Origin of the sequence: Pseudomonas sp. PDM19, from assembly GCF_014852215.1 — a bacterium.
GTDB lineage: Bacteria > Pseudomonadota > Gammaproteobacteria > Pseudomonadales > Pseudomonadaceae > Pseudomonas.
The window spans coordinates 15,573-40,952 of the sequence record NZ_JACVBG010000006.1 but is presented as its reverse complement, the minus strand read 5'-3'; the positions used below and the strand labels follow the sequence as shown (position 1 = coordinate 40,952).

At 53.4% G+C, this 25,380-nt stretch carries 19 protein-coding genes and 1 pseudogene; 14 read left to right on the top strand and 6 right to left on the bottom strand.

Going from position 1 to position 25,380, the window contains the following annotated elements; all coding sequences use genetic code 11:
- The first annotated feature begins 15 nt into the window (after positions 1-15).
- Positions 16-768: a hypothetical protein gene (locus IB273_RS30635; RefSeq protein WP_192225766.1), complete on the top strand. Its 753-nt coding sequence runs from the start codon at positions 16-18 to the stop codon at positions 766-768.
- Between the two features lie 133 nt (positions 769-901).
- Positions 902-2,343 (top strand): annotated as a pseudogene (locus tag IB273_RS30630) (IS1182 family transposase).
- Positions 2,344-2,651: 308 nt separating this feature from the next.
- On the opposite strand, the gene IB273_RS30625 reads toward IB273_RS30630, so the two are convergent.
- The 3 genes from IB273_RS30625 to IB273_RS30615 all read right to left on the bottom strand — a co-directional run bounded on the left by IB273_RS30625 (position 2,652) and on the right by IB273_RS30615 (position 4,953).
- Positions 2,652-2,864, bottom strand: a complete 213-nt coding sequence (locus IB273_RS30625) for a DUF2845 domain-containing protein (protein ID WP_225610357.1) — start codon at positions 2,862-2,864, stop codon at positions 2,652-2,654.
- A 387-nt stretch (positions 2,865-3,251) separates the two neighbouring features.
- Positions 3,252-3,662: a chemotaxis protein CheY gene (locus IB273_RS30620; protein ID WP_192225764.1), complete on the bottom strand. Its 411-nt coding sequence runs from the start codon at positions 3,660-3,662 to the stop codon at positions 3,252-3,254.
- Between the two features lie 10 nt (positions 3,663-3,672).
- Positions 3,673-4,953 (bottom strand): EAL domain-containing protein, encoded by a 1,281-nt coding sequence (locus IB273_RS30615; RefSeq protein ID WP_192225763.1) that lies wholly within the window; start codon positions 4,951-4,953, stop codon positions 3,673-3,675.
- Positions 4,954-5,273: 320 nt separating this feature from the next.
- Between IB273_RS30615 and IB273_RS30610 the strand changes: the two genes are divergently transcribed.
- Complete coding sequence (locus tag IB273_RS30610) at positions 5,274-5,936, top strand: C40 family peptidase (protein WP_318652518.1); 663 nt, start codon at positions 5,274-5,276, stop codon at positions 5,934-5,936.
- Positions 5,937-6,469: 533 nt separating this feature from the next.
- Here the strand turns inward: IB273_RS30610 and IB273_RS31550 are convergent.
- Both IB273_RS31550 and IB273_RS31545 read right to left on the bottom strand, forming a co-directional pair.
- The gene (locus IB273_RS31550; RefSeq protein ID WP_225610347.1) at positions 6,470-6,751 is read right to left on the bottom strand and encodes a hypothetical protein; all 282 of its coding nucleotides are present in this window, start codon (positions 6,749-6,751) and stop codon (positions 6,470-6,472) included.
- Positions 6,752-6,757: 6 nt separating this feature from the next.
- Complete coding sequence (locus IB273_RS31545; RefSeq protein WP_225610346.1) at positions 6,758-6,997, bottom strand: transposase; 240 nt, start codon at positions 6,995-6,997, stop codon at positions 6,758-6,760.
- 326 nt (positions 6,998-7,323) lie between these two features.
- Here IB273_RS31545 and IB273_RS30600 point away from each other — a divergent pair, with 326 nt between their 5' ends.
- From IB273_RS30600 to IB273_RS30580, 5 genes are all read left to right on the top strand, one after another.
- The gene (locus IB273_RS30600; protein WP_192225762.1) at positions 7,324-7,869 is read left to right on the top strand and encodes a fimbrial protein; all 546 of its coding nucleotides are present in this window, start codon (positions 7,324-7,326) and stop codon (positions 7,867-7,869) included.
- Positions 7,870-7,939: 70 nt separating this feature from the next.
- Positions 7,940-8,680 carry a molecular chaperone gene (locus tag IB273_RS30595; RefSeq protein ID WP_192225761.1) on the top strand — a complete coding sequence of 247 codons (741 nt, stop codon included), beginning with the start codon at positions 7,940-7,942 and terminating at the stop codon, positions 8,678-8,680.
- A gap of 424 nt (positions 8,681-9,104) precedes the next feature.
- Positions 9,105-11,696, top strand: a complete 2,592-nt coding sequence (locus IB273_RS30590) for a fimbria/pilus outer membrane usher protein (RefSeq protein ID WP_225610345.1) — start codon at positions 9,105-9,107, stop codon at positions 11,694-11,696.
- A complete protein-coding gene (locus IB273_RS30585; protein WP_225610355.1) occupies positions 11,696-12,793 on the top strand; it encodes a fimbrial protein in 1,098 nt (365 codons plus the stop codon). The genes IB273_RS30590 and IB273_RS30585 overlap by 1 nt, the downstream gene beginning before the upstream one ends.
- A gap of 336 nt (positions 12,794-13,129) precedes the next feature.
- On the top strand, positions 13,130-16,840 hold the full coding sequence (locus IB273_RS30580; protein WP_192225759.1) for an ATP-binding protein: 3,711 nt from the start codon (positions 13,130-13,132) through the stop codon (positions 16,838-16,840).
- Between the two features lie 13 nt (positions 16,841-16,853).
- Here the strand turns inward: IB273_RS30580 and IB273_RS30575 are convergent, their stop codons facing one another.
- Positions 16,854-17,477 (bottom strand): response regulator transcription factor, encoded by a 624-nt coding sequence (locus IB273_RS30575; protein ID WP_192225861.1) that lies wholly within the window; start codon positions 17,475-17,477, stop codon positions 16,854-16,856.
- 211 nt (positions 17,478-17,688) lie between these two features.
- Between IB273_RS30575 and IB273_RS30570 the strand changes: the two genes are divergently transcribed.
- From IB273_RS30570 to IB273_RS30545, 6 genes are all read left to right on the top strand, one after another.
- A complete protein-coding gene (locus tag IB273_RS30570) occupies positions 17,689-18,912 on the top strand; it encodes an EAL domain-containing protein (protein ID WP_192225758.1) in 1,224 nt (407 codons plus the stop codon).
- Positions 18,913-19,050: 138 nt separating this feature from the next.
- Complete coding sequence (locus IB273_RS30565) at positions 19,051-19,992, top strand: IS481 family transposase (RefSeq protein ID WP_192225757.1); 942 nt, start codon at positions 19,051-19,053, stop codon at positions 19,990-19,992.
- A 361-nt stretch (positions 19,993-20,353) separates the two neighbouring features.
- A complete protein-coding gene (locus IB273_RS30560) occupies positions 20,354-20,887 on the top strand; it encodes a fimbrial protein (RefSeq protein ID WP_192225756.1) in 534 nt (177 codons plus the stop codon).
- Positions 20,888-21,037: 150 nt separating this feature from the next.
- On the top strand, positions 21,038-23,425 hold the full coding sequence (locus tag IB273_RS30555) for a fimbria/pilus outer membrane usher protein (protein WP_318652517.1): 2,388 nt from the start codon (positions 21,038-21,040) through the stop codon (positions 23,423-23,425).
- Between the two features lie 32 nt (positions 23,426-23,457).
- On the top strand, positions 23,458-24,192 hold the full coding sequence (locus IB273_RS30550; RefSeq protein ID WP_192225755.1) for a molecular chaperone: 735 nt from the start codon (positions 23,458-23,460) through the stop codon (positions 24,190-24,192).
- On the top strand, positions 24,189-25,223 hold the full coding sequence (locus IB273_RS30545) for a fimbrial protein (protein WP_192225754.1): 1,035 nt from the start codon (positions 24,189-24,191) through the stop codon (positions 25,221-25,223). Before IB273_RS30550 ends, IB273_RS30545 begins: the two co-directional genes overlap by 4 nt.
- The last annotated feature ends 157 nt before the right edge of the window (positions 25,224-25,380 follow it).

Here is a 25,380-nt window from a genome sequence, read left to right as displayed (position 1 = left end):
ACAAGGGCGCGTGAAATGGACTTCGACCGAGTCATCCGAGCAGGGGCTAATCGCGCAGAAGCGCTGATTGGCAAGTATCTTGGACTTCGTCCGGGCAACCTTGACTTGGCCGAGTTGGACATCTCTGCCCTGGATGGCGTTTCCGCGGACTTCAAGCGCTGCGCGCAGAGGATCCAGGACCTGGCTGCGGCCCCGCCGAGCAGGATCGCTGCCAAGAACATGATGATCCAGGTGGACGCCCTGGGCGAATTAGTTAAGGCGCCGCGCCTGCGTCAGCCGTTGATGGCCATGTGGGAGCTTGAGGAGTCCTTGTCCACCGTCGCCGGCCTCATGTTCGTTCGCCACGCGCTGGTCATTCTGCTGATCTTCCTGGGGGTTGGTTTCGTCTCACCCGTTATGCACGGCGTTCCGATGGCCATCAGCTACACGGCATTGATCGCCGGATACGTTTCACTGGCGCTGGGCCTGACGCACTTCAAGAACTCAACTGCAGCGTTCTTCATTGGCTGTCCGCTCGCCCTCGTTGCCGGCGCGGGAATCATTGTGTTGGGTAATGAAACTCTGCTGATGGCTGCATTGCTGCTCGTATCGCTGGGCATGTTCGTCAAGAACGCAGTGACCATGGTCAGGAGCCGCACGGGACCCGCACGCCACGTCGACAACGGTGTCCCATTCGTTCTGGAGACAGACTCGAACCTGTTCGATGACGAAGGAGATCCCTTCATGCACAACGTCGCCGGCACGTATCCCTACGCTGCAGACGATTAACGCCTACGTTACTGCACCTACTTGTCCGCCCGTCGACAATCGACCACATGCGGAGAGTCTGCAATCGACCCAGGCTGTGTGAAAACGTCGTCCTCGCCTAGAGTTGCTGGAGCAACCTCAGCGGGGGAGGCGTATGAAGCGATTCATCGAAGAGGCGAGCCGGGCACAAGTCAGCTTGCTTCCCGAATGCCTGGATGACCTCGTCGCCGAAGACAACCCGATTCGCGTGGTCGAAGCCTTCGTCAAGCAACTCGATCTGGTGGCCCTGGAGTTCGATGGGGTCACTCCTGCCGTAACTGGGCGGCCGTCTTATCACCCCGCTGTGATGTTGAAGGTCTACATCTACGGCTACCTCAACCGCATTCAGTCCAGCCGTCGCCTGGAGCGCGAATGCCAGCGCAACCTCGAGTTGATGTGGCTGACCGGGCGACTGGCTCCGGACTTCAAAACCATTGCCGACTTCCGGCGTGACAACGGCAAAGCCATTCGCAATGTCTGCCGGCAGTTCGTCGTGCTGTTTCGCCAACTCGATTTGTTCTCCCAGTCGCTCGTGGCCATCGACGGCAGCAAGTTCAAAGCGGTCAACAACCGTGGTCGCAACTTCACCCATGGCAAGTTGCGCGCTCGGATGGAGCAGATTGAAAAAAGCATCGACCGTTATCTGGCGGCGATGGACACTGCCGACCGAACTCAATCCGATATCGCCGAAGCCAAAGCTAGCCGCCTCCAGGACAAAATCGAGAAACTCCGCCAGCAGATGCAGTCGCTCAAGGAGATGGAGCAGCAGCTATGTGAAGCACCGGATGGGCAAGTCTCGCTGACCGATCCGGATGCACGCTCCATGGCCACCAGCGGTAAAGGCACCGGCGTAGTCGGCTACAACGTGCAGACGGCGGTCGATACCCGGCACCACCTGATCGTTGCGCACGAAGTCACCAACGTCGGCCATGACCGTGCAGCGCTCGCCACGATGGCCGAGCAGGCTCGTGAAGCCACCGGGTCTGAACACCTTAACGTCGTTGCCGACCGAGGCTACTTCAGCGGGGTGGAAATCCTCGCATGCGAGCAGGCGGGCATTACTCCCTTCGTGCCCAAGCCGATGACCTCCAGCAGCAAGGCTGAAGGGCGTTTTGGTAAACAGGACTTCGTCTACATAGCCGCTGATGATGAGTACCAATGTCCTGCTGGGCAGCGTGCAATCAAGCGCTTCTCGACGGTGGAAGATGGCCTCGAGCTGGATGCTTACTGGAGTTCTGCCTGCCCGAGCTGCCCGATACGCAGCAGCTGCACCACGAGCAGTTATCGCCGACTCAAACGCTGGCGGCACGAGGCGGTACTGGAGGCCATGCAGCAGCGGCTGGATCGCGAACCAGAGATGATGAGCGTGCGCCGCCAGACCGTGGAGCACCCGTTTGGCACGCTCAAATATTGGATGGGCGCGACGCACTTCCTGACCCGAACACAGCCCCGAGTCAGCACGGAAATGAGCCTGCATGTGCTGTGCTGGCCTACAACCTCAAGCGGCTGATGAGCAACTTTGGCGTCACCGGTGCGATGGAGGTACTGCGGGCCTGAGGTCTGCCATTTCCCTACGTCTCTACACCACAAACTGCCGTAGATCGCCGCAGAGACTCTGGCAGTGGCTAACAGCCTGTGGACGATATCGGTGCTACATCTTCGGGTCCAAATCCCATCTGCGGCTCTGGTGTACGCACTTCGACGTTTTCACACAGCCTGGACCCATAGCGGACGTCTCACGCGCAAATCAGGATGCCCCGACGCGCGTTCACATTAAGAGCTTTGATCTACACGTAGAACTCAGACGCCAGCACTGCCTCTAACTCTAAGTGCTTGTAGAGGAGCTATTTGCGCTCCATCTCGACTTAAACCAAACGGTCATCAATGAAACGCAGCTTCCGGTAAACGCCCCCAGAAGGGCCATATGTCCAGAACTCTAGCTTCGCTGCCCCCTTTTCAGGAACGCCATTCACCCTCAGCTTGGGCTGCCAGACCTCCTTTGAGGTTGGTGGGCCGCACTTTTCCAGCACTTGCTCCATAGTGTCACCTTCCGCAACGATGGAGGTTCCACATCGCATGGATGATGCTTCTGAAGAGGTAGCAAGGGCCAGAAGCATCCATGCAAGACCAATGATGTGCCTACCATTCACCATGAACCCCCAAAATCTGAATTGAATGCACCTAGTTGCAATATTCCCTTTTAGCCAGGTGCTGCCATTGACGACGGGCACCTTCCGACTGTGGATTCATCTAGTGTTGCTTGCCCAAGGCTGTTGTCGCCTCGACTGGTGCCGACGTTGCCGGTGCGTGCGGTTCTGCCCTGGCGATCACTTCCGTCTCCGGTTCATCGGTCGCGGCGACCACCATCGATGCAGGTGACACTGGGACTGCGGACGGCGGGTTGCGCATCTGCAGCAGCCTTGACGGAGAGCTGGATGTTCGCTACGTCGATTTGGGGCAGGCCTTTAGAGTTGTATTGCCACTTGCCGCTGCTGGTGATGAACTGACATTGGATCGACCAGCGCCATGAAGGCGTCCAGTTCAGCAAGATCCAGATGACCAGGTAGCCGCATGGCGACGCCTTCTGCCGCAAAAGGAACGAGTGGCTGCGGCAGATACAGACTTTGGTAAATGAGGCCGTTAAGGCTAATACCCGCGAGCGAGGAATCATCGAACTGCTCGCTGACGATGAGCAGCCCGCTAATGATCAATACATCGAAAGGGTATTCGGTGCATCGTCCCAGAAGGCGTGCCTCGTCCAGAGTTGAGGCGGTGGCGATCCTATGGTAGCCCAGCCTATTAAGCAGGCGCTCCACCATCAATGACTCCGAATTTTGGCTTTCGGCGATAAGGATGCGCAATTTTTTATTGGTCATATGGGGAATCTCAGAGACTGCAAAGGCGAGCTTCAGACATAACTACCCGCCAGCGGCAGTTCTCGTCTGCGAATGCTTGAGAGGTAAGATCTGCTTCTATTTTGCTGGTGCCGCTCAGCCCTTCACTGAGAAGCAAACGAGTCAGTGCATTTCCCATGACTGGTTTGTAGAAGTAATGCCCTTGGGCCACCTCACATCCTAATCTCTGCAGGTGCTGCACTTGGCTCTCGCTCTCGACGCCTTCGGCCAACACGGATAACCCCAAGGCGCGGCTGAGTAAGACAGCACTGGCGAGAACCGCACTGCGGCGCGGGTCCTCGTCCAAGTCCATGAGAAAGCGTGCCTTCAATTTCATTTCTGTAAACGGCAACTCGATCAGGCGTTCCAGTGTCGACTGGCCTCGGCCAAAATCATCAATGGCTAACCCGCATCCGAGCACACGCAACTGCAGCAGATTTTCAAGGCTTACTGCAGGTGTCGGTAATGCTTCCGTTTCGGTCAGTTCGAAGGTGATTTGCCTTGGATCGATACCTAAGCGCGCCAGGAGGTGAGATATCTGAGCGGCAAACCCAGGTTGGGCAAGCTGTGATGGCTCCAGATTAAAAGCGAGATTGAAATGATGCTCACTGTAAGCCTGCAGAGTGCAGACTGATTGATCGATCAATGTGAAGAGCAGTGCATCGAGCAGGCCCTTCCGACGTAATACTGGTAAGAATTGGTCCGGAAGGATTATTTCGTTGTCTGCACGCTGCCATCGAGCCAGAACCTCGAATCCGATAATGCGGCCAGTCTTTATTGAAACCTTAGGTTGTAACGCAGCGTGAATTTCTCCACGGCTCAGGGCTACAATGACATCGTGGTCAGAAGGAATTTCGCGCAGCGACGGCAGAGCGGGTACATCTGCGCGGCTTGGCTCGAACGTTCCGAGAAGGGCTACCATCTGCTCCTGAGTTGCCGGTCCACCGTTCAGGCGCAGCACCTGCAACCCTTGCAGTCGCAACAAGCGCGAAAGTGCAGGCCAAGTGCCGGATGCTAAGTCGCCGATGATGGCAACCCCCTGAGCCAGGCGCTCGCGAGCGACTACTTGTAGAAGTTCCAGCCGAGCCGCTGGTTCATTGCGTAAGTCACACAGCAGGAGTCGAACTCCATCTAGTTCGCGTAACTGGCGCAAAGCAGGCTCGCCAAACGACATTTCAGTTACGTAGTTGTAACCGAGGTGTTGCAGGGCGGCGACAGCTATCGTGCGATGAAGACATGGGGCTTGTAGTATCAGCGCGGAAAACGGTCGCATTAGCCAACTCCTAGAGCAAGGAAGAAGGTCAGATTTTGCTGTAGAACGCACAGGAGGTATTTCGGCTCTTTCCGTTATCGGTGTAGGACGCATCCTACAAATTCGGTATTAACCTGGCCTCGAATTTAGAGGGGAATCGCTGCTCTCCGTTAGTTCATGGCTCAGGCAATCTAGTCCGCGTTGCTCACTGCATGGCTTCAGCCGCGTGCCATCGAAGGGAGAGGATGGTTCCTACAGCTAAGTAGTCCCCAGCTGATAAAACGACCCCAGCACGATCTTTAACCTACCACTCCTCGTATATTTCCCTGAGTGGTAAGAAGGTGCGCATCCTTAAATTCTTGATCCGAGCGACTTTGCTAACCTCCGTTGCAATAAACTCCTATGCCGATGAGCTTGATCCGCCCAACTGGCTTAGTGATGATAAGGGTATTCTTGATAGTACGCACGGTCTTACTCTCGTGCGTGGCTCTTTGGGCTTTCCTTTCAAATCGTTGCACCAAGTGTCTGCCGGGGATTCGAGTAAGCTGCAGATCAGCCGTCAGTCATTTGTTAACGTAAAGTCTTTGCCAAAAAGCGAGTCGGCTTCCGAGTCCCGTCATCGGATAATTCGCCGGGCAAAAGAGTTGATTGGTACAGCATATAAGTGGGGTGGGGTGTCAGAGGTTGGTGGGTTTGATTGTAGCGGCTTTCTCGTTTATCTATTTAGAAGCGAAGTAGGGGTTGAGCTTCCACGAACGACTTCTTCTATGATCCGGGAAAATTATCAGCGTGTGTCGCGCGACAAGCTGCAGCCCGGCGATGCCGTCTTTTTTACGCAAAACGGCAGCAACCGTGCTAACCATGTAGGTATCTATATCGGGGAAAATAGATTTATTCATGCCCCGCGGACGGGAGAGTCTATTCGTATAGACTCATTGAATAATAATTACTGGAATAGTCGCTTTTTTGGTGCTCGCCGCTTTGAGGTTGAGAAGTCTAGTTGATGGGTGAGCGGGTGGGGCCTTGGGCTAAAGTTAAAGATGGCCCATATGGGGCATCTGAAAACCAACCTTCAGGTTGCATCGGAGCATAAATGAGTTTTTGTGTCCGGTCCGATGCGCGGAGCAGTTTTTGCCAACTCGGTAAAGCTAACCGCATGCACCGGCCAATGGTCTGTTTCATGCCATTTCCTGCAGGCTCGGCATCCGCTTCAGGTTGTACACCGCAGATTTGATCGTAAGAGCAAACACTGTCCGTGCCAGACCACCTGATCATTTTTCCACGCTATCTGCCTCATGCTGGCGAAGATGTGCTCGACCCGCGTTCCCGGGCTGGCAATGCGTCGATTACACGCCTTGTCGCGCTCGCCAATCGCCCCCCCTGTCTGACCTTTTCGCTAGATGCTGGGTCGTTAGCCGATCTGCTTGAGCCAGCACCATGATAGTCCCGATCGGCCCAGAAATCGCGGCTGCAGTTATGTTGATCCAGCCCCCACCAGGTAACGAGTGACAGCCACGCTGGCGTCACTCATCTTGAACTAGCGGATCAGCTTATGCCGCCGATCCACACTGACCGACAGCTTGTAGCCGAAGTACGAATTGCCGTGCTTTTTCGGCAAGTATATCTGGACATTCTCTTGCGGCCGCTTGGACGGCGACCATTCGCCTGGCACCGTGCCGGCCTTGACTTGTGCTTGCCTCCCGGCGCTGTTGTGCTCATTCGGTGCCCACGATGACGGCGTCGATGATCTGGCCTTTGCAAGCGCGAAACCGCGTAACTGAAGCTGACGTTGGACTTCGTCGAAAATCAGTTGCTCCAACTTGGCTTACACCAAGCGCTTACGGAAGTCCCAGATCGTGTTGCGAGGCACACGAGCCGTGTTCTTCGGGCCGATAAAACGCTGGAAGCTCACGCGGTCGAGCAGTTGAAACTCCATCTGCTCGCCGGACAGGTTGAATAGTTGCTGGAGCGCCAGCAAACGCGTGATCAACTCTGTGGGATACGGCAGCCTGCCACCTTCGACACGGCTCGGGTGCGGAACCCAGCAGTCAATCTCGACGGCCATGGTAGCGAAATCTAGATGCTTGCCCAGCACGGCCAGCGGATCGCCCAGGCTATCGAGTTTTGCTTCACGTTCCTAGTCGGCAAACAGGCTGAGTGGAGGCTACAGGTTGGAGCAAGCGCTGCGGGGCGCCGGGCCATTAACAGAAGTGGTTCGGCGATGTACGGAGGAAGCCTACATGAGTGTAGGACGCAGACTACAGAATCATGTGTTGGCTACGTAGGATAATTCTCTCGTCGCCCAGAAAGATGGCTTGTAATGCAAAGCACAACAGCTTCAGACATCCAGACTTTCAAGGCAATTTCGCTACTTAAATTTGGAGTTGTTAAATGAAACGCAATGCCCTCGCTATTACCCTTCTGGCCTCTGTTGCTGGTATTCAATTCGCCAACGCGGATGACGGTACCATTAACTTCAACGGCGAACTGACTAGCCAAACTTGCACCATCGCTGTTGATGGTGTCGTAACTCCGACTGTCGCTACCGTGACTCTTCCGACCATTTCCACTGCACTGCTCACTGCGGCTGGTCAGGTGCAAGGCAAGACTGGCTTCAACATCCAACTGACCAACTGTGTTGGCACCGCCACCACTGCGGCTGCATTCTTCAACTCCGGCTCGACCGTTGATCCGGTGAGCGGCAACCTGAAGAACATGACCGGCAGCGCATCCAACGTCCAGCTTCAGCTGGTGGACGGTCAGGGCGGTGCGGTAATCCAGGCAGGCAACGTCAATCAAAAGACCAATACCACTCGTAACACCATCGATGCTAGCGGCGCAGCTAATATGCCCTACGCTATTCAGTACTTCGCCACCGGCACCACCACTCCGGGTACCGTGGTAAGCTCTGTAACGTACAACATCGACTACCAGTAAGCCCTGGCGCGCTGGCGCTACCAGACCCGAAAGGATCCGGAGCGCCGGCCCTCAGCTATCGAGGTGTGTCATGCGTATAGCATCCGTTCTGCGCCTTTCAGCTTTGTTGTTTTGTGCCCTTCTGGTCCACTCACAAGCGCAAGCTGGCGTGGTGATCACTGGTACCCGTCTCATCTACCCCGCGAGCCAGAAAGAAATCACTGTCAAGCTGAACAACAACGGGACACGTCCCGCTCTTGTCCAGTCTTGGATTGACAGCGGTGATGTGAATACCAGTCCAACTAAATCAACCGCTCCCTTTGTGTTGTCTCCACCGGTATCGCGTATTGATCCGGGTAAGGGCCAGAGCCTTCGTTTGATGTTCACCGGCGCTAAGCTACCTGCTGACAAAGAGTCGGTATTTTGGCTCAACGTGTTAGAGATTCCGCCCAAAGCTACGGGACCTGTTGACCTGAACGCGCTGCAGATGGCATTCCGCTCTCGGATTAAAATTTTCTATCGTCCAGACGGGCTACCAGGCACTGCAAGCGATGCGCCAAAGCAGTTGCAGTGGAAAGTGGTTGCTATTGATAAGGGCTACGCGCTGCAGGTGTTTAATCCAACTGCATTTCATGTCTCGGAGGTCGATCTCGCATTGATGATCGGCAGTCAGAGCTACGAAAGCGAAAACGGAATGGTAGGTCCTGGTCAGACTAAGACCTTTGCATTGCCGACGCTGAAAGCGCCGTTGAGTGGTGGTGGAGAGGTGCAATACAACGCCATAAACGACTATGGCGCGTTGGTGCCAACTAGGCAGCCACTGACGCCCTGACCAAATTGGTCTCGCTGCATTGAGGTGGTGTGCACGAATGAATACTAAACCTGCTTAGTACGGCTGGAGCGGTAAGAAGCAGGTACCGCTACCGCCACACATTCTAAGCGATGAATGTGTGGATTCCCTCTAGGTCAAGTCGCGACACTCCTCCCGGCGCCTAGCCTCTTCCTGGTCCATTTACTCGCCCCCTTAATTCCTCCGGCAATGATGCCAAGCGCATTGCGAAGCTAGCGCGCGCCAGAGCGTCAAGTCGTGGGCGCCACCGCCCTATAGGACGCGTCCTACAGAGGAGTAGGGCGTGGACTGCATAAGCCGCTTCCCAAGGATGAGAAAGTTCTTACACGGTTTGGAGGGGGTGCTTGATAGACAACTGCTTCTCCTCCTAAGCCTCTGTATCAACATTTCGGTGTCCGAGTAACTTATGAACGCTAACTCCCGCCTGGCGGTCTCTGCACAGGCTCGTCCTTGCTTTGCCCTAAATCCCCTGGCTGCGCTGATCATGATGGTTAGTGTCGTGGGTGGCGTTGCGCTCCGGTCCGCCCAGGCCGAAGAGGTTCAATTCAACGACTCATTCTTGCCAGAAGACTCACGCAGCCTTGATCTCGGTGCCTATCAACAAGGTAACCCTGTGCTGCCAGGTGAGTACCGCGCTGACGTAGCGGTCAATGGGAAATTGATTACTCGCCAGGACATTCGCATTAACGCAGAGGCGGATGGCAGCAATCCGACGGTTTGCTTCAACAGCGCGATGTTGGAAATGATCGGTGTTGATATGCGGAAACTTTCTGTCCCAGCGATGGGGAGTCTTGAAAGCGGTGCGAGCTGCCTGGACATCTCGAAGTTGATTGAAGGCGCAAGCGCTGTATTTTCTCCTTCTACTCAACAACTGGATATTAGTATTCCACAAGCTTCTCTTAAAAGAGAGGCTCGTGGTTACGTAAGCCCGGAACTCTGGGATCGCGGAGTTAACGCCGGTACCTTGAGTTATAGCTTTAACGCAAATCACAATAAGACAAGCTACAGCACCTATGACTCTGCATATATGGGACTGAATGCTGGCTTGAATTTAGGTGATTGGCGCTTACGTCACAACGGCTCTCTCAGTTGGGATAAAGAAAGTGGAAACGATTATCAGACTCTAAATACTTACGCGCAGCGTGATATCACGATGCTTAAAAGCCAATTATTAGTAGGTGAAGCGAACACTAGTGGCGAGATCTTCGACACTTTGGCTTATCGCGGAGTACAACTAGGCTCTGATGATCGCATGCTGCCAGAATCTCAGCGTGGCTATGCTCCGGTTATTCGAGGAATTGCTCGAACCAACGCGCGAGTGTCGGTTCGGCAAGCCGGTAACCTACTTTACGAAACAACGGTTGCGCCTGGTGCGTTTGTCATCGATGACCTGTATTCTACAGGTTATGGTGGCGATCTGGACGTAACTGTGTATGAAGCAGATGGCAGCGAACAGTCGTTTGTCGTGCCTTATGCTTCAACAGCTCAACTGTTACGCCCTGGTACTTCGCGATTCAATGTGACCGTTGGTCAAACGCGTAATAACTACGTTGAAAGTCAGTCCAAACTAATTCAGGGAACCTATCAGCGAGGGCTGAGTAATATTTTCACCGGCTATACAGGTTCGCAGTTGAGCGATGGTTACAAATCAGTACTTGGTGGCTTGGCGTTTAGTACACCTATCGGATCCGTGGCAGTGGACATTACTCAGGCGCAGACTGACCTGAAAAGCGGCACCGCAAGCGGCCAGAGTGCTCGCATCAGCTACAGCAAAAATATTCTTAGTACTGGAAGCAACTTCGCGGTAGCTGCGACGCGGTTTTCCACTGAGGACTACCTCGATTTTACCACCGCTCTGCAGCTTCGCGATGCAGAACGAAATGGCTTGGACACCAGTACGTTTGCTCGTGCGCGTAGCCGCTTGTCGCTTACCGCTAACCAGAGCTTGGGCGATTGGGGGCAAATAGCATTCAGCGGCTTTACTCAGAACTACTGGAACTTGCCTGGCAGCGATGTGCAGTACCAGTTCAGCTATAACAAGCAAGTTGGTTCGGTAAGTTATGGCATTAGTACCAACCGTAGTCGGGTTGGCTCGGGAAAAATGGATAGTAGCCTGCTGTTCAACGTCAGCATGCCTCTTGGGTTCGGTTCATCGGTGAACCGCCCCCAATTGGCCGCACAAGCCATTCGTGACACCAACGGCAAGTACAGCGAGCAGGCAACGCTCAGCGGAACAGCTGGAGCTGATCGCCAGTACAACTACGGTGTAACAGCGGGGCACGATGGTGCGGGCGGTACCAACAGCGCCTCGGTGAACGGCCAGTACACCGGGCCTAAAGCCATGTTCGGTGCTACTGCGAGCACCGGGGAGGGCTACGACAGTCTGTCGCTCAATGCCAGTGGCAGTGTCGTTGCACATTCCAATGGCGTGACCTTCACTCCCTACCGTGGAGAGACCATGGCCGTCATTACTGCAAAAGGTGCCGAAGGTGCGAAAGTCGTCGGCTTCCCAGGCCTTAAACTTGATAAGCATGGCAATGCGGTTGTGCCGTATCTGAGGCCCTATGAATTGAACGAAGTGGCGATTGATCCGCAGGGGACCTCCATGGACGTAGAGCTGAGTGAAACCAGCCAACAGGTCGCTCCGCGTGCTGGTGCTGTGGTCGCCCTAAAGTACGGGACCAACAATGGGCAGGCATTACTGCTCAACGTCAGCCTGGCGGATGGCAGTCCCCTACCATTTGGGGCTGGAGTAGTCGACGAGCGTGGCGTCTCGATAGGGATAGTTGGGCAAGGTGGTCAGTTGTACGCCAGAGTGAAGGAAGATACGCGTCGGTTGTTGATTAGTTGGGGAGGGCAAGCTGATGAGAAATGTGATCTGCAGTTGCCTCCTGGAAAGAGCGAAAGTAAGCAACTGCGCCAGGTTGACGTGGTCTGCTCAGTGACTAATTCAAATAACCGCGTTGCTTCTGTTGACAACGCACCGGAGTACAAGTGATGTATAAGATGGGGTTGAAAGTATCGACCGTATGCGTTGCATTTCTGGCCATATTAGCTGGTACTGCAATGGCGGATTGCAAAATTGTCGATGGTTACAGTCCGATGGTTCGTACCCAGCCACTACTGGGGGGAAGCTTGACTGTGGGAAGGGACATCCCTGTCGGGGCAGAAATCTATCGCCAAACTTTCAACCCTGTCGGAAATATCATGCTGAATTGCTCCGCTGGCATTTACACTATTCAGCAAGATGCGTCACTGCCCATCACACCATTACCGAACTCCGGTTGGTCAGGCGGTTTGTATGGTAATAAGGTGTATCAAACTGGCGTTCCAGGTATTGGGGTGGCCATACTCACCTTAGGCCAGCCACTTCCCGCCTCCACTCCGATGACAAACTGCAGTGCAACTGGTGCTTGTAATTATATCTATAGTTGGCATATGGGGTTTGATTTGTCCTTCGTAAAAACTGGGGATGTTTCGCCTGGGGTGATACAGGGATCTCAGTTGCCAACTATGGCACGTAGCTTGATTAGTTCCAATACAGTGGAATATCAGCGTGTGAATTTTTCTGGAAGTATCAACATTGTCTCGCGGACGTGCCAAACTCCGGATGTCACGGTGCAGATGGGTAGCCATAAGACCGATGAGTTTTCTGGCAGGAATAGTTCTACGCCGTGGACGGATTTTTCAATCTCGCTGAATAATTGCCCTGCGTTCAACGGGTATTATCAGGGGACAGGCCCAAAATGGTCCAGTGATGGGACAATTGCTAACTTGAATTCACGAAAAAACAATGTGATTCAAGTTAGCATCTGGCCAACTATTATGCCTCTGGATCCCGGTCTTAGTATTTTGGACTTAGATCCATCTCCTGCTGGAATGCCCCCTGCAGCCACCGGAGTTGGTGTGCAAATCGCCGATCAGACTGGTACGCCTTGGCCACTCATAGCATTTCGTGAAAGTGGAATCACGCCGAGCTCTGTTGAAGGTGCGAGTTATACGATTCCGTTGAAAGCGCGCTACGTCCAGACAGGCGACACAATCTCTGCTGGACCTGCAAATGCCACTGCGACATTTACGCTGAATTACGAATGATGCCTATAGAAGTGGAAGTAGGTCTGGCTCTCTAAGCTTTGGATGGTCAACTACAGCGCGAAATGGCTATAACTTGTTTTGAACGGATTGTTATTTTTTATTCTAAAAAGTCATATTGCGATCAAAAGCTCTACCTGAAAATGGTGGGTACCCATCGATGCTACTGAGACTTAGGCGTAGATCCTTGCTTTTTCGGCGTCTCTGGGTTTGCAGGGGGCAGAAGTGGAAAATATAAGCTTCGCGTCATGAAATGAGCCGCATGAAGGCAGAAGATGTCCTACGCTTTCTACAGGCTCTGCAGTCGACTCCTAACATAAACTCTACATGAGTGATGCTATGTCCTGGCTGGCTTTACATTGCTCTAAATACCAATGTGCGAGACTCTGCTCTATGCGCTGCAAGGTCCTCTTCTCTTTCTTCGCATTATTAGTTTCCTCTGTTTGCTCCGCCAATAGTTATTCTGCACCCAGGACGATCCAACTCCTTGGTCATTCCGTTATCTCGCAGCAAGAGTTGTCGCTTAGTGACGAGGATTGGCGTTGGCTTCGACAAAAGAAAAAACTTGTTCTTGGGGTGACCCAGTGGGACTACGTGCCATTCGATGTGACGGTGAAAGATGGCCTGTATGAAGGAATTACTGCAGATGTAATTGGTATGGTTGGCCAGTTATTGAATATTCCGGTCGAGGTGAAATTATTCCCTGATCGTGTAAGTGCTGTGAGTGCACTGAGGAACTATGAGATCGATTTGCTCGCAACCGCTAATGACTACGATGCGAGCATTCGTCCATTAAATCTATCTTCAGAGTATGTTCTCGAGGATTCGGCACTGTTCAGTAGGCTAAACGAGAGAAGAAAGTTTGGTAATTCTTTCTCTGGGTTGAAGGTCGCTACAGCTAACGACTATTTACCAGTAGATGTCTTACGTGGCGCTCTTCCTGGTGCGAATTTTCAGTTTTTCGATTCGCGGCAGCAAGCGCTCGCGGCACTTGCGTTCGGCCATGTGGACTTGTATCTCGGTGATTGGTTGTCGAGCAATTTGCTGATCAATCAGGGTTATTTTAATTACGTGAAACTTGAGCGTGATCTAAATATTTACTCTGGCGGTGTTAGCTTTGCGTTAAGTCCAGATAATCTTAGGCTTCTGGAAATTATCAATAAAGCTATTGCTGCGATCAAGTCTAATCAAATAGATAGCATCATGAAACGATGGGGAGGAGGGACAGGGATCGCCGTTAATTCTTATATTGAATGGACTTCGGCGGAGAAGAAATGGATTTCCAACCATCCAAGGCTGAGGATTTTGGTTAGCAACGATCAAGCCCCAATAGCTTTTGAAGACGATAATGGAAATTTCAATGGTGTTGTTGCGGATCTTATAAAGATGGTGACAATGCATACCGGAGTTCAGTTTGATATCAGCTATACTGATCAGTTAAGCGACCTCAGCAAGCCGGATGCCTTCGCCAGTGCCGATCTTGTTATTTTGACTCCAAGTGAAGAAAGGGAAGGTCTCATGCGATTTTCCTATCCGTTCCTCTCTGCCCCAATCGCAATAATCACACGCAAGAATGACGACGTTCATATAGATGAAAAGTCACTGCATGGCGCACATGCTGCGATACCCCAAGGGCAGCTATTCATTAAGATGTTGCAAAGTATGTATCCTGGAAATCCACTGACAACAACGCCGTCGTTGCTGGAGGCAATGGATCTTGTGGCACACGGAGATGCTGATTTTACGACGGCAGGTCTTAATGTTGCTCAGTACTACACAACAAGAATGTTCGATAAAAAACTTCGAATAATTAATGTTCTTGGGCCGGGCACATCCAATTATTCTTTCGCTATGTCGCGGGGGAATACCGAGTTGCAAACTATCCTGAATAAGGTGTTAGAAAGTATTCCTCCTGATGAAATGAATGTAATCGGCACGCGATGGAGGGCAAATGTAGTTAGCCGGGATAAAACTTGGCTGGATTACCGGATGCTAATTTATCAGGTTAGTGCTGTCATAATTTTGCTAATCCTGGTTTCTCTAATCTGGAATTCATATCTTCAGCGTCAGATAGTTTTGCGCAAGAAGTTTGAGAGCAAACTTGATGACCAGTTGCGTTTTAAACAAGCCTTGATCAATGGTACTCCTCATCCAATCTATGTGCGGGACCGAGGAGGTAAACTGGTTTCTTGCAATGATAGTTATCTTCAGATATTTGGATTAAAACGGGATCAGGTAATCGGGAGATCTGGACGTGATGAGGTTGTTAGTAACGCTTCAGAGGCTTTGGGTTTTCATGATGACTACATGAGGGTGATGAGTGACGGACAGCCACTGGAGCAAGATTGCACTATTGAAGTTTCCGGCAAAACCTTAAGTATTTACCACTGGATTCAACCATATCGAAATTTATCCGGCGAGATCTTGGGGGTGATATGCGGGTGGATTGATATCAGTGAGCGACATGATCTTGTAGAGCAGTTGCAAGCAGCAAAAGATGAGGCCGATTCCGCAAGCCGCGCCAAAACTACTTTTCTTGCGACTATGAGTCACGAGATTCGGACCCCAATGAACGCAGTGATAGGTATGTTGGAGCTGTCGCTAAAGCAAGCGGATCAAGGTAAGTTTGATCAAGGCGCAATCGAGATCGCTTATGACGCTGCTCGCGGGCTTCTTGAGTTGATTGGTGATATTTTGGATATTGTGCGGATTGAGTCTGGTCATCTTAATGTAAGTCCTAAGCGTGCTAATTTACAGGAACTTGTTGCTTCAGTTGTTCGTGTATTTGATGGGTTGGCGCGACAAAAGTCGCTGACGCTGTGTATGAGTGTTAGTTCAAATATAAATACAGATGTGCTGATTGATCCGGTCAGATTTAAACAGGTTCTATCTAATCTCATCAGTAACGCCATAAAGTTCACTGAGCAGGGGCAGGTTGATTTGAATATCCAAGGGGAGTACTTGGAGGATGATCTCTTACACGTAATTTTGCAGGTAAAGGATACGGGGATTGGGATTTCTGAAGACGATCAACAGCGCCTATTTCAGCCATTTGCTCAGGCCGAACAACCCGTGCACATTTCCAGGGGGGGGACTGGCCTCGGTCTCGTAATCTGTCGGTCGCTTTGTAATATGATGGGGGGGACGTTGAGTTTGGAAAGTACCCTTGGTGAGGGTACTACTGTTATTGTTGAACTGACTCTAAATACTCTTTACCCATTGCCGAACGAAGAACTGGAATTGCCTTTACAAAACGGTGTATCAAACCAGCCGCTCCGAATTCTAGTGGTAGATGACCACCCTGCTAACCGCTTACTCATGACCCGGCAACTGGCCTATTTGGGGCATCAGATCAAAGAAGCAGTTGACGGTGCACAGGGTTTTGAGGTGTGGAGAGAAGGGGCATTTGACGTAGTCATCACTGACTGCAATATGCCCGTAATGAGTGGCTACGACCTCACTCGCAAGATTCGAGAAGTTGAATCTTCCCGCGATATGCTGAACTGTACAGTTCTTGGTTTCACTGCCAATGCTCAGTCTGATGCCGTTGATCGATGCAAAGAGGCGGGTATGAATGACTGCATGTTCAAGCCTATTAGTCTTGCGACTCTAAGTGTTGTGCTGTCTCAAATAAGCCCAATTAATCCATTAGTAGATTTGGATAGTGAAGGAAATAAGTCTCCGTCGGCGCTGTTCAATCTGGAAGAGCCGGAACGGCTGACAGGGCACGATCCAGCATTAATAAATATGCTGCTAGCGGAGTTGTTAAGTACCAATCGAAGTGACTTGGAAAAGCTGCTGAACCTAGCGTCCTCTGCCAAGGATCATAAAGGTTTGTCAGATCTTGCGCATCGCATTAAGGGGGCGGCTCGGATGATCCAGGCACAAAAATTAGTACAGGCATGCGAGGCTATGCAATCAATTTGCGATGTTGCCTCTCCTAGCGAGCAAGCTATTATAGCTCAATCGAAAAATCTTGAGCGAGCTGTCCATGATCTCGAGATTGCTATCAACGAGTACTTGGATAGGAAGGCAATAGCGGATGAGTAAATGTGAGGTGCTGTCAGTCTAGTTTGTTCCGTTTCGCAAATTCGGCGAGATCTAATGTTGTCTCGGCTTCCAGTTTTTCCATTAAACGAGATTTGTAGGTGCTAATAGTTTTGTTGCTTAGCATTAAGTCGTCGCCGATTTCCTTGTTGGTCATTCCTTTCGCGATTAAGCGCAATACCGCCATTTCGCGATTTGAAAGCTTCTCAATTTTATCTTCTTCTGTCTCAGGTTTGTATGCTTGAACGGAGATGGTTAATTCTCGAGGAATGTGTTGATATCCATTCAATACTGCTTTAATTGCATACTCCAGTTCGTCGAGCTTTTCTCCCTTGGTTACAAACCCTAATGCGCCTGCACTTAAGCAGCGCATAGCGAATTGATTTGCAGAGTGGGATGTTAAAATTAAAATTCGCATCGACAGATCTATAGCTTTTAGTCGCTTGATTACTTCCAAACCATCGAGTTTTGGAATGTCGATGTCCAGAATTACGAGGTCGGGCCGAAGGTCCCTAGCGACCTGCACTGCTTCCACGCCGTTGTCAGATTCAGCAACTATCTCATGACTAAGTTGATTCAAGAGCAATTTGACAGCTAGGCGGATGACGGGGTGGTCGTCAACTATTAAGACCCTACTCATTGCATACTCCAATTCAAAGGTGCATGCCAGATCGTTAGCGGCAGGCTCCCAAGCGCGGAATCTTACTCCGTTTTGTGGGGGACGGCGCATTTGCTGTAGGAAAATTCTTCGTATCAGACGCTTCCTACACCACATAGAGAAGCATTCCTGTAGGAGGACTTCAAGTGGATCGGTAGCCTTTTGTTCTTAACTAGACTCTACGGAGGACACCATGACTGATCTCAGAGTGCTGGTTCTGGAAGACCATCCGTTTCAGAAGGCCCTCGCCGTCATTGCCCTGCTCAAAGCGGGTGTGACGAATGTCATCGAGGCTTCCGAGGGAGAAGAAGCCCTTAGAAAGCTTAGGGTTTTTGGTTGCGCTGACATTGTTATTTGCGATTTACGTATGCCCGGGATGGATGGCCTCGCTTTTCTTCGTGAGGCTTTTGACGGCAGATTAGTGGGCTCAGTCATTCTCAGCAGTGATGCTGACGCCTCCTTGCGGCAAGGGGTGATAAGCATGATTGATTGTCTGGGGCTTACTTTTTTAGGCGACCTAGGCAAGCCATTTAACTTGGACAGGCTGCGTCTGTTGATCAACCGGTATGAGAGCTTACGGAATAGTAAATCCTCGCCGAGTAACTTGGACACCATTCCGCAAATTGAGGATGTCCAGCGCGGACTTGATAATGGTGAATTTATCGCTTATTACCAGCCAAAAATTGATCTGCGAACTCAAAAAATTGCCGGCGCTGAGGTGCTGGCTCGATGGAATCATCCTGAGCGAGGATTGCTGTCTCCCGGAGAGTTTTTGCCAGCGGTAGAGTCTTTTGAGTTACTAGATAGGCTTTTTTGGAATATGTTCGAGCAAGGTTTGAATTTTCAAAAAAAGCTGAATCTAGATGGGGATACTCTTGAGCTGGCTTTTAATTTAGATGCTTCTCAATTGCACTCCAAGCAGTTGCCCGATATCTTGCGTGATTTTCTAAATAGCTACGAAGTTTCGGCGAGTGGTTTGATTTTCGAAGTAACCGAGGTTGGCATGCTTGAGGCTCCGACAAATAGTTTGGAAAATTTGGCTAGGCTTCGAATGATGGGGTGCGGACTTGCCATGGATGATTTTGGAGCAGGGTATTCTTCCTTGGCGCGATTGTGTGAGCTTCCGTTTAACCAAATAAAGTTGGATAACACCTTCATACGAAATTTGGAGCATCGGCCGCAGAATCGCGCAATCATTCGTAGCGTTATTGCGTTGGCCAAGGAAATGGATATTTCGCTTGTGGTGGAAGGGGTCGAAAAGCTTGAGCAAGCAAACGATCTCAGGAGGATGGGGGGCACTCTTGCGCAAGGGTACTTTTTTTCTCGGCCCGTGCCAGAGGCTGATATGCGGAAATTTATCAAATCGCTAGACCTTCCGGTGGCTAGGGACCAATTTTCTTCACCTTGGATTTCCTAAGGCTAATCGCTTTCGAACTGGTTAAAGCGTGCTCAAATGGCTCCGCGGCTGCTAGGTGTGATCTCTCGGTAGGTTGTTCATCCAGGGCTTACCCGGAAAACTGGAAGTGCGACCAACCAATCCTTCCAGGAGCCCCGAATGAACCTGCATAAACATGCCCGTCTTACACCGCGCGGTCGAGCCCTTTTAGTCCAGCGCATGCTTCAGGGATTACGTGCTGAAGAGGCAGCGCAGGCGGCCGGTGTCAGCGTACGTACGGCCTACAAATGGCTTCGGCGTTACCGCGAAGAGGGAGAGGCCGGCATGATGGATCGCACTTCGCGCCCTCACGCCTGCCCCCATGCCACACCCGAGTCCCGGCACGAAAGGCTGATTGAGCGGCGCAGCGCCCGTCAAACCTATCGGCAAATAGCCAACGAGTTAGGGCTGGCAGTCAGTACCATCGCTCGCCACCTCAAACGACTCGGACTCAATCGGCTCCCCGAGTTGGAGCCCGCTCCGCCGATCAGGCGTTATCAGTACGCTCAACCAGGTGATCTACTGCATCTGGATATCAAGAAGCTCGCACGCTTTTGGAGACCAGGACATCGAGTTCCGGGAACCCGGCTGATGGGCTCGGATGGAGCGGGCTGGGAGTTTGTCCATGTCGCCATCGACGATGCCTCGCGCATCGCCTTCTCCAGCCTGCATGCTGATGAACGAGGTGGAAGTGCCTGTCGCGCTCTGCTCCAGGCTTTGCGCTACTACCGCTCGCTGAAGATTCGATTTACTCGGGTCATGACTGACAACGGCGCCTGCTACCGATCAGGTCTATTCCGCCGCCTATGCCGGCGTCTGGGCTTACGACATATCCGCACCAAACCCTACACCTCACGTACCAATGGCAAAGCTGAACGCTTCATTCAAACCAGCCTGCGGGAGTGGGCCTACGCCCGTAGCTACGAGAGCTCTGAGCAGCGCGCCCAGCATCTGGCCCTCTGGCTACACCAATACAACTGGCACAGGCCTCACTCCAGTCTGGATTACTGCCCACCCATCAGCCGCATTCCACTGAACAACCTACTGGGTTTACACAGCTAGGCGCTATGTGTCTGCCTTTTTTGGTGGGTGGAAATTGTCAGATGGTACTTCTGTCATGGAAATCTGGTTATAGGAAACTTCCTACGACCTTCTGCTCTAGGTCCTACATTTTCACCTCCGCCCGTGCACGCAGAATTCATCCCGTGTCAGACAGTTCTGACGTCCTTGGGGGGGTTGCCTACAGGTACCGTTGCTGTTCGGGAAAGTCAAAGCCCGCTGTCAATTTGACTTTTCTGACGTAGTGATTTGGCTGAGGGGTTTGTAGATGGGGATTTCTTCTGTCAATTCAACTTTCGGTAATACACATCAGGGGTGTCTGCTGGCTGGCGCATTAAATAATTATTTTAAGAGATTCGTCTAAATGAAAAAGATTGTCGCTGTTACCGCTGCTTCCGTTATTATGGGTCTGGCCACTTTTGCTAATGCTGCACCGCCGGCCACTGGTAACCCTGGCACTGTACGTTTTATCGGTGAAATTGTTTCCGGTGCTTGTGGTATCGACGCCAACTCCCTGGACCAGACCGTTTCTCTGGGCCAAGTTCCGGCCAACACCTTTAAAGCAATTGGTGATCGCTCCTCGCCAGTCAAGTTCGACATCGTCCTGACTGAGTGCGATACCTCCACTCAAAAGAACGCCCGCTTCACCTTCAGTGGCGTGCAGGACCCGCGTATTCCCGCACTCTTTGCAACCACCGGTCTGGCTCAGAACGTAGGTATCCGTCTGCAGGCCAGCGCTGGCGAAATGCTGCAGAACGGTAAGGAACAGGTCGCTCCGGTCGTCCTGCAGGACGGTAACAACACTGTGACCTTCGCCGCCATGTACGAAGCCACCGCCGCCACCGTTACCACCGGTGAGGCTGACTCCATCGCCAACTTCACCGTGGCTTACAACTGATCCGCCTTTCTCGGTCGTTGTGAGGAAAAGGGGCGCAAGCCCCTTTTTTCTTGTTTGTCATCGTCCTGTCTGTAACGGTGGTTTCAGGTGTTTGGTCGCAAACTTATTCTGTCTTGCATATTGGCTTCCTGCACGCGTGAAACGCTTGCGGTGGAATTCAATTCTGAGTTCTTGAATATCGATAATAATACCGGTATCAGCCTCGATAAGTTTGCTCAGGCGCAATACACCGCTCCTGGCAATTACTTGCTGGATATCGTAGTCAACCAGCGTTACTTTGGCACCCGCTCCATCGAGTTCAAGAGTGGCGAGAATGCGCAGGAAACTTATGCCTGCCTGCCGGCAGACCTGGTCTCGATGCTTGGCATCAAACCCAGCTTGCTCAAGGGGCTGCCGCGCCTCGCGGGTGGCGAGTGCATCGACCTGGGCGCCATCGACAACGTGACGGTCAAGTACCAGCAGGACAAGGGACGGCTCGCGATCAGCTTGCCTCAGATCACCCTGGAGTACGACGACCCCAACTATATTCCACCCGCCGCCTGGAGCGACGGAATCAACGGTGCGCTGCTTGATTACCGCGTGATCGCCAATCACCGCGAGTCGACCGGCTCCGGCTCCAGCGGCGATTCGAATGCGCTGCAAAGCTACGGTACCGCAGGCCTGAACATTGACGCCTGGCGGTTACGTGCTGATTACCAAGCGCAGAATAGCTCCGGCGAACTGAATAGCGCCGATAGTAACAAGTATTTCCAACTCAACCGTCTATACGCCTATCGTGCGCTGCCCTCCATCCGCTCCCGACTCTCGGTGGGCGAGGACTATCTCAATTCTGATGTCTTCGACACCTTTGCCCTGCGCGGTGTGGCGCTGAGCAGTGACGACCGCATGCTGCCACCTAGCCTGCGTGGCTACGCACCGCTGATCTCTGGACTGGCGCGTACCAACGCGACGGTGACGGTTTCCCAGCAGGGCCGCGTGCTCTATTCCACGACAGTGACGCCCGGCGCCTTCAGCATCCAGGACCTGAGCAGCAGCGTGCAGGGCACGCTGGACGTGACCGTGCGCGAGGAGGACGGTACCGAGCAACAGTTCACCGTGACGACGGCGGCCGTTCCGTTCCTCTCCCGCGAAGGTGAGTTGCGCTACAAGGTCTCCGCCGGCCAGCCGCGCCTGACCGGCAGCGGCGGCACCGAGCCGACCTTCGTGGCTTCGGAGCTTGCTTATGGGCTGCCGTGGGACGTGACCCTTTACGGCGGCGTGCTAGCGGCGGAGGGCTACCTTTCCAACGCAATCGGTGTCGGCAAGGATCTGGGCGCGTTCGGCGCGCTATCGGCGGACGTCACAAGCTCGCGGGCAAAACTGCGCTGGACCGGCGACACGGCGGTGGGCAACTCCTACCGCATCAATTATTCCAAGCATTTCGACAGCATCGGCACCGACTTGCGCTTCCTCGGCTATCGCTTCTCCGAGCGCACCTTCACCAACTTCTCGCAGTTCGTCGGCGACCCGGACTCCTATTCGCAGAACTCCGGCAAGCAAAGGTACTCGGTGATGCTTGCCCGGCGCTTCTCCTGGCTGTCGACCAGCCTATCGTACGACCACTCGACCTACTGGGATGCATCCCCCACGGACCGTTTCGGCCTGTCCTTGGCGCGCAGTTTCACGCTGGGCAAGGTCAAGAATATCAACGTCAACCTGTCCGCCTACCAGACGAAGAGCGCAGTGAATGACGACACTCAGATCTACCTAGGCGTGAGCGTACCTATGGGCAACAACTCGATTATCACCAGCAACGTGCAGGGCTCGGGCTCCGGTTCGCCGTCTGCCGGAGTCGGCTACAGCCACGACGATGGCGAGGGCATGAACTACCAGCTCTACGGCGGCGTTGGCGACAACCGCTATGTCAATGCCTACGTCGGTAAGCGCGCATCGTCCTATCGCGCCAATGCCTCGGTCACCACCGACGGTAGCACATACCGCTCCGTCACCGGGGAGATCGACAGCTCGCTGGTGGCGACTCGTTACGGTGTGTCGGCCCATGGCAATGGCTCCAACGGTGATACCAGGCTGCTTGTCTCGACCGATGGGGTGGCGGACGTGGCCTTTAGCGGCCAGGCCCGCTCGAACAAGGACGGCTACGCGGTGATGGATGGGCTGCCTTCGTTCCAGGCCTACGAGGCGCGCGTGAACATGGAGAAGCTGCCCCTGGACGTCGAAGTGGCCAACCCGGTGCAGCGCCTGGCGCTGACCGAGGGCGCCATCGGCTATATCAGCTTCTCCGCCGGCCGAGGCCAGAACGTCTACATCGCGTTGACCCAGGCTGATGGCAAACCGGTGCCCTTCGGCGCATCGGTTCAGGACAAGAACACCAACAGGGAAGTGGGCATCGTGGGCGAGGAGGGCGTGACCTACCTGCTCGGAGCCAAGGCCGGTGCCGAACTGGTCGCCCGCTGGGGCGAGGTCGGCCGCTGCACCCTTGCCAAGCTGCCTGACGATTTGGTCGTGACCAACGTCGCCCAGCCTCTTGCGTGCCGCTAGGGCCCTTCCTTTTTCGTCTTGGAGAGTTTCATATGTTTTGCTTGCCTGTTTCGCACCACCTGACTCTTCGTGTCGGCCTGTTGGCCGCGCTTTGCGCACCGCTGCTGGCCCAGGCCGCCGTGGTGCCTGACCGCACCCGCGTTATCTTCGAGGAAGGTTCGCAGGCGGTCAGTGTCACCCTGAGCAACAAGAATCCGCAGCTGCCTTTCGTGGTGCAGTCGTGGATCGAGGATGAGCAGGGCAAGAAGATCACCACACCCTTCATGGTGCTACCGCCGCTGCAGCGCATCGAACCCAACGAGCGCAGCGTTGTGCGCATCGTCAAACTGCCGGAGACGGCTTTGCCGGCAGACCGGGAATCGGTGTTCTACCTCAACGTGCGTGAGATTCCGCCCAAGAGCGAGGCAGTGAACTCCATGCAAATCGCCCTGCAGTCGAAGATCAAGCTGTTCTATCGCCCAGCTTCGGTGAAGCGCGAGCGTGGCCAGGACCTGGCACGCGGGCTGGCGCTGAAGATCGACGGCAAGCAACTGCTGATAAGCAACCCGACGCCGTTCCACATCACCGTGGTTGGCCTGCTGGCTGGTGAACAGAAGGCGAAGATGCCGGTCGACACCGTGATGATCGCACCCTACGGCAACACCCGCCTGCCGCTCAGCCAGACCGGTTTCCAGCAACTGCGGGTGTCCAACATGAACGACTTTGGCGGGCAGACCGATACCTTGTTCCACTGCACCGCCACGGTGTGCCAGGCAGACACCCAATGAACCGCGTGGTCCCGCTACTGCGAACCGGCTGGTTCAGGCTCTGCGTGAGCGCTCTGCTACTGGGGTTGTCGCAGATGTCCTTTGCGATGATGTGCAAGTCACTGGATGGGGGCAGCTATTTAAGCGAGTACATCGGCCCGGTATCGGTGCCCGATACCGTGCCTGACGGCACCATCATCTGGCGCTCGAAGACACACGTAGTGTCTGCCAAGTGCTGGAAACTGTACGATGTTCACTTCGAAGAAGATGACCCGATCTACTTCTATGGCAATCCAGCGGGGATGGATGCTACAGGTTGGGGCATCGAGTTTGGCTTGGTATATAAACAGCAGACCGCATGGGACGGGGACTGGAGCTCCAACCCGACTCAAGGCGTCAACACCGGTTTTGTTTCTCGAGGTTGCCCGCAGGCAGCTGGGACGGGTGACATGAGTTGCTCGGATGTTTACCCGACCATTGCCTTCCAGGTGGTTATTCGCAAGCGTGGGTTACTCCCTTTGCAGCGACCTTCACAGGATACCTACGATGTCTTCCAGTTCGACGGTCTCTACGGCCTCAATGCCGGCCCGAGCAACCCGTTCGGCAACTTTCGCTTTCAGCTTAACGGCCTGCAGAACATTGTCGGCACAGCCTGTACAGTCGACGTTACCGTGACTCCGGAGCCAGGCATCGTCGACTTCGGTGTGATCCAGAAAACCACCACCGGCTTTTCGCCTCCGCAGCCGACCAAGCCGTTCAGTCTTGCTCTGGAGAAGAAGTGCAGCACGCCGATCAACATCGGAGCGACCATCGTCACTGCCAACCAGCAGGGCACCTACAACATCCTGCCGGCGGCCGACAGCCAGTTCGGCATCCAGATCCGTGATGGCCACAATAACCTAGTGCCGATCAACGAACCTTTCCCCTTGGCCAATTTCGCGGCGGACGTGACACACATCGACGTACCGTTCACGGCCTCGCTGGTTTCGTTGGGCGACCCCAAGGTCGGCCCCTTCGAGGCTACCGCAGTGGTGGAGGTGGTTTACTACTGATGTTGGCGCTAGTGGCTGAACCAGAGCACTGTGCGTGCGTTGAACTCGTAGTGCCTACGATTGATGCTCTACGTGATTCGCGAATGCATCCTCGACTTGCGTTGCTGAGACAATCGAGTGCGCGGTTAAAGAGCTCCCGGTGCGTCCGCTTCTGGCC